Origin of the sequence: Rhizobium sp. BT03 (assembly GCF_030053155.1) — a bacterium.
Classification (GTDB): Bacteria; Pseudomonadota; Alphaproteobacteria; order Rhizobiales; family Rhizobiaceae; genus Rhizobium.
Genome location: NZ_CP125645.1, coordinates 128,280 through 143,868, shown reverse-complemented (window position 1 = coordinate 143,868; position 15,589 = coordinate 128,280). Strand labels below are relative to the sequence as shown.

Here is a 15,589-nt window from a genome sequence, read left to right as displayed (position 1 = left end):
ATCCTGATGAAACTGGGCTGTAATTGCCGTCCTCCTTACGCTAAATCCAAGTCAGCGACCGTCGCTTGATCATCTTCCCAGCCCCGATCGCCCGAAATCCATCGAACAAAGCGACGCGGCACGGCGACCAACCGGGCCGTCCAGGAGAAATGTCCATGGCAACCGTTGCCGAACGCGCGCCCCGTTTCGAAAAAACAACGATGTCCATCCTGGTGGCGGTCAGCTTCTGCCACATGCTGAACGACATCATGCAGTCGCTGCTCGCCTCGCTCTATCCGCTGTTCAAAGCGAACTACGATCTCGATTTCGTCCAGATCGGCCTCCTCACCATGACGTTCCAGGTCACGGCGTCGCTGCTGCAGCCGCTGGTCGGCATCGTCACCGACCGCTGGCCGATGCCCTATTCGCTGCCGGTCGGCATGGCGAGCACCTTTTGCGGCCTCATCCTGCTCGGCAATGCCGGCAGCTTTGCGCTGCTGCTCGTCGCCGCCAGCCTGATCGGTTTCGGCTCGGCGGTCTTCCATCCGGAATCCTCACGCGTCGCCCGCCTCGCCTCCGGCGGCCGCCACGGTTTCGCGCAGTCGTTTTTCCAGGTCGGCGGCAATGCCGGCCAGGCGATCGGTCCGCTGCTCGCCGCCTTCATCGTGCTGCCGCTCGGCCAGCACAGCGTCTCCTGGTTTGCCGCCATCGCCATGGTCGGCATGGTCGTGCTGAGCTGGGTCGGCAACTGGTATATTGGCCATCGCCGCCAGAACGCCAGCAAACCGGCGGTGAGCCGGGCTCTGCCGCTGCCGCAGAACAGGGTCATCTGGGCGCTGCTGATCCTCGTGCTGCTGACGGCGACGAAGAATGTCTACATGGCCAGCGTGTCGAGCTACTTCACCTTCTATGTCATCGACAAGTTTGCGCTAAGCGTCCAGCAGGCTCAGCTGATGCTCTTCCTCTTCCTCGGCTCGGTCGCCGTCGGCACGTTCCTCGGCGGGCCGATCGGCGATCGCTTCGGCGCCCGTTTCGTCATCTGGTTCTCGATCCTCGGCGTCATTCCTTTCGCGCTGCTGCTGCCCTATGCAAACCTGTTCTGGACGGGCGTTCTCAGCGTCGTCATCGGCCTGATCTTCGCTTCGGCCTTTTCGGCGATCGTCGTCTTCGCACAGGAACTGGTGCCCGGCCGCGTCGGGCTGATCGCCGGCGTCTTCTTCGGTTTTGCGTTCGGGGCAGGGGGGCTGGGTGCAGCACTGCTCGGTAGTTTCGCCGACACCCACGGCATCGACTTCGTCTATCGCCTCTGTTCCTATCTGCCGCTTCTCGGCCTGCTGACGATCTTCCTGCCGCGCATCCCGAAGTCCAAACCAGCCTGAGGCGATATCACGCTTCGACAACGCATCGACCCGGAATATCCGCCATATTCCGGGCTCAATGTATGATGCGGTGTCGCAAGCAGGCGATCACCTGCGGATGAGAATGTATTTTTCTCCTCATCATGATGAAGAGGGATAGGCTTGCTTTAATCCACTATTTTTATAGATAATATCTATCCAATAATCGGTCGCGGCACGATATCGGAAGGAAATGGCATGTCTGCTTACAAACTGGTCGGCCTGGCGGGTAGCTTCAACCGTCCCTCGAAGACCTTCACGCTGGTCGAAAACATTGCCGGCCTTGCCGGCGAGAAGTACGGCTTCGAAAACACCCTCTACGACCTCACCGATGTCGGCCCCTCGCTCGGCCAGGCGCTGCGCCGCAGCGATCTCGACAGCCGCGCCAGGGAAGTGATCGACGATATCGTCAATGCCGATCTGCTGGTCATCGGCGCGCCGACCTATAAGGGCAGCTATCCCGGCCTGTTCAAACATCTGATCGACCTGATCGACCCGCACGAGCTGCGCGCCAAGCCGATCGTCATCACCGCGACAGGCGGCGGCGACCGGCATGCGCTGATGGTCGAGCATCAGCTGCGCCCGCTCTTCGGCTTCTTCATGTCGCATACGCTGCCAACGGCCGTCTATGCGTCCGATCGCGACTTCACCGATTACCGTGTCTCATCCGAACCGCTTGCCAAGCGGATTGGAGAAGTCATCGGCGAGCTTTCGGCTTTCTTTCCCACCCGCACGCAAACCCTCATCGCTGCCGAGTAAAGGTCGCGGAACAGGCTCGAAGGCGGCGCTCCGAGGGCGCCGTCTTCATTTTTAGAATATGCTTACAAGCCGCGATTAATCCATAAATTTGGTAGAAATTTATCCTGCCGATCTCGATGACTGGGCAAGAGTTTTTCCGGCCCTTCCTCCACATCAGACTTTCCTTCGTCGCTCCCGATCCATGCATTTGCCAATATCCGCCTGCTCGGGGCGTTCGGCCTCATTCAGTCAGACGGGATATAAAATGACCAAGAACAAAAATCTTCACGGCTTCCACCTTTCGCGCCGCGCGGCCCTTGCCGCTGTCGCCGTTTCCGCTGCCACACTCTTTGCCTTTGCAGCACCCGCTCCCTCCTTTGCCGAGGACAAGTCGATCAAGGTCGGCATCATGGCCGGCGAGGAGGAGGATATCTGGCGCGTGGTCGCCAGCGAGGCCGCCAAGAAGGGCCTCAAGATCGAAACGATCATCTTCAACGATTATACGCAGCCGAATGAAGCGCTGGAGCGCGGCGAACTCGACGCCAACGCCTTCCAGCATCAGCCCTATCTCGACAACCAGATCAAGCAGCACGGCTACCACATCACTCGGGTCGGCTATACCGGTGTCTGGCCGATCGGCCTCTACACCAAAAAGTACAAATCCGTCGCGGAGATTCCTGAGGGCGCCGTCATCGGCGTGCCGAACGATCCCTCGAACGAAGGCCGGGCGCTACGCGTTCTCCAGAACGAAGGCCTGATCAAACTGAAGGACGGCACCGGCATTCTGGCGACCGTCGCCGACGTCACCGGCAATCCGAAGAAGATCGAAATCAAGGAGCTCGACGCAGGCATCGTCGGCCGTTCGATCGACGATCTGGATGCCGGTGTCGTCAACACCGACTGGGCGTTGAAGAGCGGCCTTTCTCCGGCCGAGCGCATTGCGCAGGAGCCGATCGCCGACAATCCGTATCGCAACTTCATCGCCGTCAAGGACGACAACAAGGATGCGGATTGGGTCAAGACGCTCGTCTCTTCCTATCAGAACGACACCGTCAAGGCCGAGTTCGACAAGGTCTATAAGGGGACGGGTCTCAGCGCCTATTGATCCGCAATAGGCCGGGGTTAAGGCCTGCCGAGAGGCGGTCCGGGCGTTGCTTGCCCGGGCCGCCTTCGGTCTTTGTAAGGAAAAGCACATGAATTCCTTTGTTTCCACCACGGCGATCGCGGCACAGCCGCAAGCAGCCGCTGCCGAAGAGGTGGTGAGGCTGACCGATGTGAAGCGGCGGTTCGGAACCACACCCGCGCTCGACGGTATTTCGCTGACGGTGAGGAGAGGCGAGATCCTTGGCATCATCGGCCGCAGCGGCGCCGGCAAATCAACGCTGATCCGCTGCCTGAACGGCCTGGAGCGCGCCGACAGCGGCGAGATCCTCATCGAAGGCCGCGATATCACGACGCTTGCCGAGCAGGACTTGCAGCCGCTGCGCCGCCGCATCGGCATGATCTTCCAGCATTTCAACCTGTTGTCCGCCAAGACTGTCGAGGAGAATGTCGCGCTGCCGCTGAAGATCGAGGGTATCGCCAGGAGCGAACGCTTGAAACGGGCGCATGAACTGCTCGATCTCGTCGGCCTTGCCGACAAGGCGAAAGCCTATCCCGCATCGCTCTCCGGCGGCCAGAAGCAGCGCGTCGGCATCGCCCGGGCGCTTGCGGCGCGCCCGGCGCTGCTCTTGTCCGACGAGGCGACATCGGCGCTCGATCCTGAGACGACCCGGTCGATCCTGGCATTGCTCAAGGATATCAACCGTAAGCTTGGCCTGACCATTCTGCTGATCACCCACGAGATGGAAGTGGTGCGCGGCATTGCCGATCGTGTGGCGGTCATCGACGCCGGACGGATCGTCGAAGAGGGGCAGGTCTGGTCGGTCTTTGCCGATCCACGAGAGACCATCACCAGGAGCCTGCTCGGCGGCATCCGCCCCCAGCTTCCCGATCATATCGCCGGCCGGCTGTCGGCGACATTAGGCGACGAGGCGATCCTCAGCGTCGATCTCGCCGGGCCGCAAGCGCAGGGTGCCCTGTTTGCCGAACTCTCGGCAGCACTGCCGCATTCCTTCCGCCTCGTCCATGGCGGCATCGACCACATCCAGAACCAGCCGGTGGCGCGGTTCTTCATCGCCGTTGCCGCACGCGACCCCGCGCTTGCCGGAAAGGTCGAACAATTTCTGACGGCCCGGTCCGCCCGGGTGGAGGTACTTGGTTATGACACCGATCATGCTTGAACTGCTTCTTCGCTCGCTGTGGGAGACGGTGCTGATGACCGTCGCCTCGGGCGTGATCTCGCTGGTCGCCGGCCTGCCGCTCGGCCTTGCCCTTGTCGCCACGGCACGCGGCGGCATCGCCGAAAATCTCTGGATCAACCGCACGCTCGGCGCCGTCATCAACGGCTTCCGGTCGGTGCCATTCATCATCCTGCTGGTGGCGCTGATCCCGCTGACGCGGCTGATCGTCGGCACGGCGCTCGGCACCTGGGCGGCCATCGTGCCGCTCGCCATCGCAGCGACGCCCTATTATGCCCGCATCGCCGAAGTGTCGCTGCGCGAAGTCGACCGCGGGCTGATCGACGCCGTGCGCGCCATGGGCGGCAACCGCTGGACGATCATCCGCGAGGTGCTAGTGCCCGAAGCGCTGCCCGGCATCGTCGCCGGTTTCACCGTCACGCTGGTGACGTTGATCGGCGCCTCGGCGATGGCTGGCGCGATCGGCGCCGGCGGCCTCGGCGATCTCGCCATCCGTTATGGCTATCAGCGGTTCGAAACCAGCGTGATGATCGCGGTCGTCGCCGTGCTCATCGTCCTCGTCTGCGGCATCCAGTGGTTTGGCGACCGGCTCGTCGCCAGGCTGGACCGGAGATAGGTCAGCGGCGGAACCTGGCGGCGGGATGAGCGGCGGGCAATCTGCCGGTTCCGCCGCCGAAAAGCTTCTGCCGCAACGGCCCTTGCGCATAGTCCGCCTTGAAGACGCCGCGCTCCTGCAGCACCGGCACCACCAAATCGACGAAATCGCGCAGGCTCTCCGGCGCTACGGTCCGCGCCAGGTTGAAGCCATCGATATCACCTTCCTCGATCCACGCCTGCAGACGATCGGCGATCTGCTCCGGCGAGCCCACCATCGGCTTCATCCGGCTGCCGAGCACCATCTGGTCGACGATCTCGCGCTTCGTCACCGGCTTTGCTGCCTGCTTGGTGATTGTGGCTAGCGCCGATTGATTGGCGTTGGTCGAGCTCTGGTCGATGACGTCATCCAACCGGTATTTCGCCAGGTCGATGCCGATAGAGGCGGAGTAGTGCGCAAGTGAAGCCTCGACGCTCGTATGGCGGCGATAATCCTCCAGCCTGTCCTGCGCTTGCCTCTCCGTCCGCCCGACCACAACGGTGATCAGGCTCAGGATCTTCAACGCGGCTCTGCCGCGGCCGAATGCCTCCGTCTTCGCGCGGAGCGCATCGACGGTCGGCCGGGCCGCCCCAGGATTCGGGCTGGCGATGAAGACACATTCGGCGTGGCGGGCGGCAAAATCCTGGCCGCGGGCCGAGGCGCCGGCCTGGAAGAGCAGGGGCGTGCGCTGCGGCGAGGGCTCGCAGAGATGGATGCCCTCCATCCGGTAATATTTGCCGTCGTGACTGACGACCCGCACTTTCGAGGGATCGGCATAGATGCCGCCCGCCTTGTCCCGCAAAACCGCATCGTCGTCCCAGCTGCTTTCCCAGAGTTTGTAGAGGATCTCGAGATATTCCTCGGCTGCGTCGTAGCGCGCATCATGCTCCGGCAGCCTGGCGAAGCCCATGCTGCGGGCGGCGCTGTCGAGATAACCGGTGACGATGTTCCAGCCGATCCGCCCCTTGGTCAGGTGATCGAGCGTCGACATGCGCCGCGCCAGCAGGAAGGGCGGCTCGTAGGTGGTGTTGACGGTGACGCCGAAACCCAGGTTTTTCGTCACATGGGCCATCGCCGAAATCGGGATCAGCGGGTCATTGACCGGGATCTGCGCCGCCGCCTCGATCACCGGGGCTGGGCTGCCCTTGTAGACGTCATAGACGCCGACGATATCGGCTAAGAAGATTCCATCCAGCTTACCGCGCTCCGCGGTCCTGGCGAACTCCGTCCAATAACCGAGATCGGTATAGCGCGTCGATTGGTCGCGCGGATGCGTCCACAGGCCGTGGTTGATATGCCCGACACAATTCATGTCGAAGGCATAGATCTGCATTGTCTTCATGGGACGGCTCCTCGGCCGGGAATAAAAATTCAAGGATTTGTATCGCACGGCGATCCTGTGAAATGGTAGGCTGCCGATGAAAAAGCCGGAGGAACGCATGACGAAGAAGACATTGCCGGATTGGACGGAGCTTGCGCAAAAGGAATTGCGCGCCTCGCCCGAGACGCTGACCTGGCAGACGCCTGAGGGTATCGCCGTCAAGCCGCTCTACACGGCAGAGGATCTTGAGGGCGCCGATCACCTCGGCTCGCTTCCCGGTTTTTCACCTTTCACCCGCGGCCCGCGCGCGACGATGTATGCCGGCCGGCCCTGGACGATCCGCCAATATGCCGGTTTCTCGACGGCGGAAGCGTCGAACGCCTTCTACCGGAAGAATTTGGCTGCCGGCCAGAAGGGCCTGTCCGTCGCCTTCGATCTCGCCACCCACCGCGGTTATGACAGCGACCATCCACGCGTCGAAGGCGACGTCGGCAAGGCGGGTGTGGCGATCGACAGCGTCGAGGACATGAAGATCCTGTTCGACGGCATACCGCTTGCCGACATGTCGGTGTCGATGACCATGAACGGCGCCGTCATCCCGATCCTTGCCTCCTTCATCGTCGCCGGCGAAGAGCAGGGCGTTTCGAAGGCCGATCTGTCGGGCACCATCCAGAACGACATCCTCAAGGAGTTCATGGTCCGCAACACCTATATCTATCCGCCGGAACCCTCGATGCGGATCGTTGCCGATATCATCGAATATACGGCAAGAGAGATGCCGAAATTCAACTCGATCTCGATCTCCGGCTATCACATGCAGGAGGCCGGCGCGACGCTCGTCCAGGAACTCGCCTTCACGCTGGCCGACGGCCGCGAATATGTCAGGGCTGCGCTCGCCAAGGGCCTCAATGTCGACGACTTCGCCGGAAGGCTGTCCTTCTTTTTCGCGATCGGCATGAACTTCTTTATGGAGGCGGCAAAACTGCGCGCCGCACGGCTGCTCTGGACCCGGATCATGGAGGAGTTCGAGCCGAAGAAGGCATCCTCATTGATGCTGCGCACCCATTGCCAGACCTCCGGCGTCTCGCTGCAGGAGCAGGACCCCTACAACAACATCATCCGCACCGCCTTCGAGGCGATGTCGGCCGTGCTCGGCGGCACGCAATCGCTGCACACCAATTCCTTCGACGAGGCGATCGCGCTGCCAACGGAATTTTCCGCCCGCATCGCTCGCAACACCCAGCTCATCCTGCAGCATGAAACCGGTGTGACCAAGGTGGTCGATCCGCTCGCAGGTTCCTATTACGTCGAGAGCCTGACGCAGGAACTTGCCGACAAGGCCTGGGCGCTGATCGAGGAAGTCGAGGCGCTCGGCGGCATGACCAAGGCCGTCAACGAGGGCCTGCCGAAACGGCTGATCGAGGAGGCCGCCGCGCGCCGCCAGGCTGCCGTCGACAAGGGCGAGGAGGTCATCGTTGGCGTCAACCGCTACAGGCTCGACAACGAACAGCCGATCGACATTCTGGAGATCGACAACAGCGCGGTGCGCACCGCGCAGATCAAACGCATCGAGGAAACCAAGCGCCGCCGCGACGGCAGCGCCGTGCGCGAGACGCTGTCCGCCCTGGCCGAGACCGCACGCAGCGGCCGCGGCAACCTGCTCGAAGCCGCGATCGAAGCGGCGCGAGCCCGGGCCACCGTCGGCGAAATATCGGACGCCATGCGCGCTGCCTTCGGCGATCATGCGGCAACACCCGAGGTCATCGCGGGCGTCTACGGCGAGGCCTATGACAACGAGCCGGAACTCGCCGTCCTCAAGGAGCGCATGGCGGGGGTTACGGACACGATGGGGCGCCGACCGAAAATCATGGTCGCCAAGCTCGGCCAGGACGGGCACGACCGGGGCGCCAAGGTGATCGCTTCGGCCTTCGGCGATATCGGCTTCGACGTGCTTGCCGGCCCGCTGTTCCAGACGCCTGACGAGGCCGTCGCGATGGCGCTTGGCGAAAAGGTCAATGTCGTCGGCGTCTCGTCCTTAGCGGCAGGTCACAGAACGCTGCTGCCGCAGCTGATCGACAGGCTGAGAGCGCAGGGCGGCGACGATATCATCGTCGTCTGCGGCGGGGTCATCCCGCGGCAGGATTATGAGTTCCTGCACGAACACGGCGTTGCGGCCGTGTTCGGTCCGGGCACCAACGTCCTCGAGGCGGCAAACTCCGTCCTCGACCTGCTGGAGGGGAGGCGGCGGAATCAGTAGGAGGCGTCACGTTGTTTTCCCGCTAGACAAGGCTGATGGAGAACAAGGGGAAAGCGTTTAGGCGCCCTCATCAGATAGCCAGATCCGCAATTGGCCGACGGGCTTGAAACCCAGTTTTTTCATTTCGTCTAGCGCTTCACCGCGATCATATCCGACAAGGGGCAAATCGGCTGAAAAGGCGAAAGTGGCCAATGAAATTGCATCCTGGAAGGCCTGCGGCGTACCAGCCAAACTAAAAATATTGGAGATCCCTACAACCTGCGGCGATCGATTTGCGATGCATCCCGCATCAAAGCCGTCGCCGGCCAGTCGACCATAGATGTGCATGTCGGGATCGGAAAGCAGGGCAGGTGTGAAGACGTTGGCATCGGTCGGGCTACCAGATTCTTTCCAGGAACGTTCCCAGCGATCCAGCGCTGCCGCCTCGCGAACGCGTACCCAACCTTGAGGCGCACTCGATGAAGTTTTATGAGGTTCAGCCCAAATCCATGATGCGGAAAACAACGACCGGAACCCGTTGTTGTTGAGATCTAGCTTGGAAAAGCCGTCTTTGATTCCAGGTCTCCGTCCTAGCCGATCTGTCAACCGATCGATTTCAATCAGCTGCTCCTCTGTTGCATCCCGGTCGAGGGTCGTCATGTTGGAATAGTATGGAGGTGCGACTGCATCACTTGCCCAAAATGCGCTGGTTCGCTGATCAGGCAATCCATGGGCACGGAATATTGCCTGATACAGATCGGCATTGTTAGCGGCACAAAGGTGCACTTTCTCTTCATCTGAGCGTGCGTGGATACCGCTTTGTAAAGAGCTATTGGTCATAGCAAACCTGTGATCAGAGCGGCTGACGCCAAGCCGGTACATTTCGCGACAAGCTATGCGCTCAACAACTTACAGCAGTCCGCGCTTTGCGAGATTGCCCATCAGCGCCGAAATGCCGAAGGTCCAGGGCGGGCATTCGGTGGAGAGCCGTACGGTGTTGACGAGGGCGCCGAGGCCTGCCGAGGAAATCTCGACGACATCGCCGATCTTGTGGGTGAAACCCTGCTTCGGCGCGTCGCGATCCTGGGTCGGCGCAAACAGCGTGCCGAGAAAGAGCATGAACCCGTCGGGATACTGATGATGGGGGCCGAGCGTCTGTTTGACGAGATCGGTCGGGTCGCGGCTGATCTGCGACATCGAGCTCTTGCCGTGCAGCACGAATCCGTCCTCGCCGGTGACCTTCAGGTCGAGTTCGGCCTTGCGCACGTCGTCCAGGCCGTAACCGGCATCGAACAGGCGGATGAACGGACCGATCGAGCAGGAGGCATTGTTGTCCTTGGCCTTGCCGAGCAGCAGCGCCGAGCGGCCCTCGACGTCGCGCAGGTTGACGTCGTTGCCGAGCGTCACGCCCTTGATTTCACCGCGGCTGTTGACGGCGAGGACGATTTCCGGCTCGGGATTGTTCCAGGTCGAGATCGGATGCAGGCCGACATCCGCACCCCAACCGACCGAGGAGAGCACCGGCGCCTTGGTGAAGACCTCGGCATCGGGACCGATGCCGACTTCGAGATATTGCGACCACATGCCTTCGTCGATCAGCGCCTGCTTGACCTTGGCCGCCTCCGGCGAGCCGGCCTTCAGATTGGTGAGACTTCCGCCGATCAGCGTGCTGACGCGCTCGCGGATCGAGGCGGCGCGCTCCGGATTGCCGGCGGCCTTCTCCTCGATGACGCGCTCGATCATCGACTGGGCGAAGGTCACGCCGCAGGCCTTGACCGCCTGAAGGTCGGCGGGTGCCAGTAGATGGGGACGAGCTTCATCCGGCGCTCCGGTGCTGTTGGCGGCGATCTCTTCCAGCGAGCCGATCGCCTTGCCATCTGCAGCTCGCACGAAGTCGGCGGTATCCGCTCTCTCGAGCAAGGCGCTCAGTGTCGGCGCCTCGCGCGAGGTGATGTCGACCAGCAGGCCCTCCCGTAGCGTCACGACGCTCGGCCCGGCAACCTCCGGGGACCAGACACGGCCGACAAAAAGACCTGCCGATGCAGCGGCATCGAGAAGGGGATGAGACATGGTGATCCTCCGTCACAGGCAAGCGAGGCGTGTGCTTTGAAAATTTCCGAGATGGTGCCGCCCCCAAAGCCGGCAGCGGCTGAAATCGACCACATTCGCGCAGACGGGGCAAGAGATGCTGGAGAAAAAGACTTTCGTCCAATCGGATCCAATGAGCGGCGTGTCGGCAAACGGCGCCAGAACGCGGTAAATAACTATTTAGATACAAAATATCTATTTAATTTCAAATATTTACATATATAGATGCGCACTATCAGCCTCTGTCTCGCCTTGACAGGAGGCAAGTTTCGTTATCTGTTTTGCCCGATATGAAGGATGCCGGCGTTCAGCCGGCGCTCAGAAATCCCGGGAGGATATTGCAGCGATGTTGAGATTTGCCGTCGTCGGAATCGACCATGGGCATACGTTCGATCACGTGAAGGGACTGCTGGCCGCAGGCGGCGAGTTCGTCGGCTATTGCCCGCAGACCTCGGTGCCGGCATTGCGTGAGATGTTCGAGAAGACCTATCCTGACGCGCCGCAGATCGACCGGGAAAAGCTGTTCGACGATCCGTCGATCGACGTCATCTGCATTGCCGCGATCCCGCGCGACCGCGCCGGGCTTGCCATCCGGGCGATGAAAGCGGGCAAGGACGTGATGACCGACAAGCCAGGTGTGACCACCTTTGCCCAGCTCGAAGAAGTCAGGCGCACCGTTGCCGAGACCGGCAAGATCTTTTCGATCTGCTTTTCCGAGCGCCACTGCGTGCGCTCCGCCGTCAAGGCCGGCAAGCTCGTCGCCGAAGGCGCGATCGGCAAGGTGATCCAGACGCTCGGCGTCGGCCCACACCGGCTGCAGCTGCCGACCCGGCCGGACTGGTTCTTCGATCCGGAAGCCTTCGGCGGCATCATCGTCGACATCGCCTCGCATCAGGTCGACCAGTTCCTGTTCTATACCGGCTCAACGTCGGGCGAGGTCATCGCCAGCTCGATCGGCAATTTCGGCATGCCCGACAAACCCGCCTTCCAGGATTTCGGCGAGGTGCTGCTGCGCTCCGACAGAGCGGCGGGTTATGTCCGCGTCGACTGGTTCACGCCGGAGGCGCTGCCGACCTGGGGTGACGGGCGCCTGACCATTCTCGGCACCGAGGGTTATATCGAGCTGCGCAAATATATCGATATCGCCGGCCGGCCGGGCAAGGATCACCTCTTCCTCGTCAACGGCAAGGAGATGACCCATATCGATTGCAGCGATGAAAAACTCGACTATTTCGATGCTTTCACCGCCGATGTCGGCAACCGCACGCAGACGGCGATGACGCAGGATCACGTTTTCGAGGTCTGCCGCCTTTCGCTCGACGCCCAGGCGAAAGCCGCGCGCATCGGCGCTCGCTGAGGAGGATATCATGACGAGGAAATTGCGCGTCGGGGTCATCGGCGCAGGCATTGCCGCGCGGCATCTGGCCGGCTTCGGCTGGAACAAGGATCTCTTCGAGGTTCCCGTGCTCTGCTCGCTCGATGAGGAGCGCGGTCGGGCGCTGTGCGAGGAATACGGCATTGGCGAATACACGCAGGATACGGATTCGCTGTTTGCCCGCGAAGACCTCGATATCATCGACATTTCGACGCCGCCGAGCTCGCATTTCGAGCTTTGCCGCAAGGGCATCGAATCCGGCAAACATGTGATCTGCGAGAAGCCGCTGTTCGGCTCGATCGCCGAGGTCGACGAGATGGGCCGCATCCTCGCCCGCTTCCCCGGCAGGAAACTGATGCCGATCTTCCAGTATCGCTATGGCTCCGGCCTGCAGAAGCTGAAGCTGTTGATCGAAAGCGGCCTTGCCGGCAAGCCGTTCCTGACGACGATCGAGACGCATTGGTGGCGCGGACCGGATTATTACGCCGTGCCGTGGCGCGGCAAATGGGCGACCGAACTCGGTGGCGGACTTCTCGGTCACGCGATCCATGCCCATGATATGCTGAATTATGTGCACGGCCCCTGCGCCGAGGTGTTTTCCTATGGCGCCACCCTGGTCAATCCGATTGAGGTCGAGGATACGGCGGCGCTTTCGGTGAAGATGCAGAACGGCTCGCTGGCGACGCTGTCGATGACGCTCGGCTCGCGCAAGGAAATATCGCGGCTGCGCTTCTGCTTCAGCGATCTCGTCGCCGAAAGCATCATCGAGCCCTACACGATGGGCCGCGATCCCTGGGTCTTCACCGCGGGAACCGAGGAACATCAGGCGAAAATCGATGCGGCGCTCTCAGCCTATGTGCCCGGCGAGGATGGCTACACCCGTCAGTTCGAACTCTTCCACAAGGCGATCGTCGAGGACAGGGAGCCGCCGGTGACGCTGCAGGATGCCCGCAATTCGCTGGAGCTGGTGACCTCAGCTTATTTCTCGCAGCGCACCGGCCGGCCGACGCCGATGCCGATCGCCGCCGATCACCCGCTCTACCGGTCCTGGCTTCCGGAAGAGGAACGGCGCCCGGCCGCGGACTGAGCGGGGGAGGGCGGTTCATGCTGAAATCCTTCGAGCATGTCGGCATGACGGTCAGCGACATGGACCGCACGGTCGATTTCTACTGTGGCCTGCTCGGCCTGCGCCTGCATCTGCGCAAGGTCATGGCTGACGGCGGGGAGATCGCCTTTCTCGATGCCGGCGACGGCATGCTCGAAATCGTCGCGCCGGCGGGCGGTGCGGCAAGGGCGGTGGATGTGCAGGAGGGTTGGGCTGGCCTACGTCACCTGACCTTCCTGTTCGACAGTGTCGATGAGACCTTCGCCCGACTGGAAAAGGCCGGCGTCGAGATCAAGGAACGGCCGCGCCTGGCTGTCAACGCCGAGGTGCTGCACAAGGTGGCCTTTCTGCGCGATCCCGACGGCATTCAGATCGAGCTCGCCGAAAAACGCTAAAGCGCGTCGCATTACACTTGTCCATGTGACGCGCTTTAGCTCCTTGTTTTGATGCATGTCGTTATCCCGGAACCGCTGCACACTTCCGGGCGACATGCATTAAGCCGTCAGCGCTGGCCGGGGCTGCCGATCGCCCTGGTTCGCGCGATCAGCCCCGTCAGGAGAAGCGCAACCAGCTGCTTGAACATCGTCGCCATTTTTCGCTCCTCACGCTCAGCTCGCCAATCTGGCGCTGATATAGCTCCGCCAGCCGCCGAGCGAGGTGATGTCTTCGGCGCCGTTCACCGCATGTGCCTCGCAGAGAAAACCGGAAACACTCGTGCCGTCGTCAAGCACTACCTTTCCGATGCCGAGCGGCGCCGGGATCTTTTGGACAAAGCGCCCGAAGGCATCGGCCGGCAATGCCCAGACCTCAACCTCCAGTCCGGCGCCCTTGTGGCCAGGTTCACGGATGAGGCCTGGCTTAGGCGGCACCGTGTCCGGCAACACGAAGAGACGATATTCGCCTGATGTACTGCAGGTCTTGACCAACCGGGCGCCGACGCCGGTTAATTCATGATTGAGCGGCATGCCGGTCAGATGCGCGCCGACGACGACGATCTCGACGAAGCCGTCATCGACGGCCGCAACGCGGCTCGCCTCAGGAATTGCCGCCTGCCGGTCGATACCCATGCCGGAAGCGGCTGCGCGATGCAGCGCATCGGCAAGCGGCGCCAGCGCATCGTCGGTGAAAGCAGGCGCGATCACTGTCACGCCGCCCGGCAAGCCGCCCTTTCCGAAGCCGGCCGGAACGGCGATCGCCGCGCAATCGAGCAGGTTGACGAAATTGGTGTAGCGGCCGAGACGGCCGTTCAGCACGACGGGATCGGCCTGCATGTCTGCGACCGTGTAGGTGGTCGGCGCGGTCGGCAGCAGAAGCACGTCTGCCTTTTCCCACTCGGCCTCGGTTTTCCGGCGCAGTTCTTCCAGCCGATATCGGCCATTGAAGGCGTCGACCGCTGATTTGCCCCTGGCGCCCTCGATAATCCCCCGCACCGTCGGGTCGAAATCGGCCGCATTCGTGGCGAGGAAGTCCTCGACCGCCGCCAGGCGTTCGGCGACCCACGGCCCGTCGTAAAGCAGGGCGGCGGCCTCGCGGAAGGGCGCGTAGTCGAAAGCCACGATGGTCGCGCCGAGCGCTCTGGCCCGCTCGATCGCCTGGTCGTAAAGCGCCTCCACCTCCTTATCGCCGAAGAATTCCCGTTCCGCGCCGGTCAGGACGCCGATGCGCAACCCCGACACCGGCAGCGTCGCCGGCGTGGCTCGACGCGAGAAAGAATCGGCAGCGTCAAACCCTTCGGCAACCTTGCGGATCGCAATGCCGTCGCCGACGGTCGTCGCGAAGATCGTGATGCAGTCGACACTCCTGCAGGCCGGAATGGCGCCGGTATTCGGAAGAAGCCCCGGCGTCGGCTTGATGCCGACCAGATTGTTGAGCGCCGCCGGCACGCGGCCGGAGCCTGCCGTATCCGTGCCGAGCGCAAAGGCGGCGAGGCCGGAGGCAACCGTGACCGCGGATCCCGAGCTCGAGCCGCCGGATATATAGGCCTTATCGAAGACCGAACGTGGCGCCCCATAGGGCGAGCGCGTGCCGTTGAGGCCGGTCGCGAACTGGTCGAGATTGGTTTTGCCGATCACGATGGCGCCGGCTGCCTTCAATCTGGCAACGACGGTGGAATCGACATCCGGCCGATATTCATAGGCTGGGCATGCGGCGGTCGTCGGCAGGCCGGCGGCATCGATATTGTCCTTCACCGCGAAGGGCACGCCCCAGAGCGGCAGGCTGTTTGCCTGAGGCGCACGCGCCATCAGCGCTTTGGCGGCAGAGCGCAACTCGTCGTCCGGCACCGGGGTAATGAAGATTGCCGGATCTTCCGAGGCGGCGCGGCGGGCGATCACCTCTTCGACGATGTCGAGCGGCGTCAGGCCGGAGCGATAGGCAGCACGAAGGCTTAAGAGATCGAGAATGGTCGGCAGCATGT

At 62.3% G+C, this 15,589-nt stretch carries 14 protein-coding genes; 10 read left to right on the top strand and 4 right to left on the bottom strand.

Translation table 11 applies throughout. The annotated features are described in order from the left end of the window. Positions 1-155: 155 nt before the first annotated feature. From QMO80_RS31760 to QMO80_RS31740, 5 genes are all read left to right on the top strand, one after another. Positions 156-1,358: an MFS transporter gene (locus QMO80_RS31760; RefSeq protein WP_283201775.1), complete on the top strand. Its 1,203-nt coding sequence runs from the start codon at positions 156-158 to the stop codon at positions 1,356-1,358. Between the two features lie 216 nt (positions 1,359-1,574). Then, entirely contained in the window at positions 1,575-2,135 is a 561-nt protein-coding gene (gene msuE / locus QMO80_RS31755; RefSeq protein ID WP_283201774.1) for an FMN reductase, read from the top strand. A 244-nt stretch (positions 2,136-2,379) separates the two neighbouring features. After that, the gene (locus QMO80_RS31750) at positions 2,380-3,219 is read left to right on the top strand and encodes a MetQ/NlpA family lipoprotein (protein ID WP_283201773.1); all 840 of its coding nucleotides are present in this window, start codon (positions 2,380-2,382) and stop codon (positions 3,217-3,219) included. A gap of 88 nt (positions 3,220-3,307) precedes the next feature. After that, positions 3,308-4,396: a methionine ABC transporter ATP-binding protein gene (locus QMO80_RS31745; RefSeq protein WP_283201772.1), complete on the top strand. Its 1,089-nt coding sequence runs from the start codon at positions 3,308-3,310 to the stop codon at positions 4,394-4,396. Beyond that, complete coding sequence (locus QMO80_RS31740) at positions 4,377-5,030, top strand: methionine ABC transporter permease (RefSeq protein WP_283201771.1); 654 nt, start codon at positions 4,377-4,379, stop codon at positions 5,028-5,030. The genes QMO80_RS31745 and QMO80_RS31740 overlap by 20 nt, the downstream gene beginning before the upstream one ends. A gap of 1 nt (position 5,031) precedes the next feature. Here the strand turns inward: QMO80_RS31740 and QMO80_RS31735 are convergent, their stop codons facing one another. Beyond that, a complete protein-coding gene (locus QMO80_RS31735; RefSeq protein ID WP_283201770.1) occupies positions 5,032-6,390 on the bottom strand; it encodes an LLM class flavin-dependent oxidoreductase in 1,359 nt (452 codons plus the stop codon). 97 nt (positions 6,391-6,487) lie between these two features. Between QMO80_RS31735 and scpA the strand changes: the two genes are divergently transcribed. Continuing rightward, positions 6,488-8,626, top strand: a complete 2,139-nt coding sequence (gene scpA, locus QMO80_RS31730; protein WP_283201769.1) for a methylmalonyl-CoA mutase — start codon at positions 6,488-6,490, stop codon at positions 8,624-8,626. Positions 8,627-8,683: 57 nt separating this feature from the next. Here scpA and QMO80_RS31725 read toward each other — a convergent pair whose 3' ends face one another. Continuing rightward, positions 8,684-9,445, bottom strand: a complete 762-nt coding sequence (locus tag QMO80_RS31725; RefSeq protein WP_283201768.1) for a hypothetical protein — start codon at positions 9,443-9,445, stop codon at positions 8,684-8,686. 69 nt (positions 9,446-9,514) lie between these two features. Continuing rightward, complete coding sequence (locus QMO80_RS31720) at positions 9,515-10,675, bottom strand: fumarylacetoacetate hydrolase family protein (protein WP_283201767.1); 1,161 nt, start codon at positions 10,673-10,675, stop codon at positions 9,515-9,517. Here QMO80_RS31720 and QMO80_RS31715 point away from each other — a divergent pair. The 4 genes from QMO80_RS31715 to QMO80_RS31700 all read left to right on the top strand — a co-directional run bounded on the left by QMO80_RS31715 (position 10,667) and on the right by QMO80_RS31700 (position 13,568). After that, positions 10,667-10,918 carry a hypothetical protein gene (locus QMO80_RS31715; RefSeq protein ID WP_283201766.1) on the top strand — a complete coding sequence of 84 codons (252 nt, stop codon included), beginning with the start codon at positions 10,667-10,669 and terminating at the stop codon, positions 10,916-10,918. The genes QMO80_RS31720 and QMO80_RS31715 overlap by 9 nt on opposite strands. A 121-nt stretch (positions 10,919-11,039) precedes the next feature. Continuing rightward, the gene (locus QMO80_RS31710) at positions 11,040-12,050 is read left to right on the top strand and encodes a Gfo/Idh/MocA family protein (protein WP_283201765.1); all 1,011 of its coding nucleotides are present in this window, start codon (positions 11,040-11,042) and stop codon (positions 12,048-12,050) included. A 10-nt stretch (positions 12,051-12,060) separates the two neighbouring features. Then, positions 12,061-13,155, top strand: coding sequence for a Gfo/Idh/MocA family protein (locus QMO80_RS31705; protein ID WP_283201764.1), 1,095 nt, complete (start codon positions 12,061-12,063; stop codon positions 13,153-13,155). Positions 13,156-13,172: 17 nt separating this feature from the next. Further along, positions 13,173-13,568, top strand: a complete 396-nt coding sequence (locus QMO80_RS31700) for a VOC family protein (RefSeq protein ID WP_283201763.1) — start codon at positions 13,173-13,175, stop codon at positions 13,566-13,568. A gap of 213 nt (positions 13,569-13,781) precedes the next feature. On the opposite strand, the gene atzF is transcribed toward QMO80_RS31700, so the two are convergent. After that, positions 13,782-15,587: an allophanate hydrolase gene (gene atzF, locus QMO80_RS31695; RefSeq protein WP_283201762.1), complete on the bottom strand. Its 1,806-nt coding sequence runs from the start codon at positions 15,585-15,587 to the stop codon at positions 13,782-13,784. Positions 15,588-15,589: the final 2 nt, after the last annotated feature.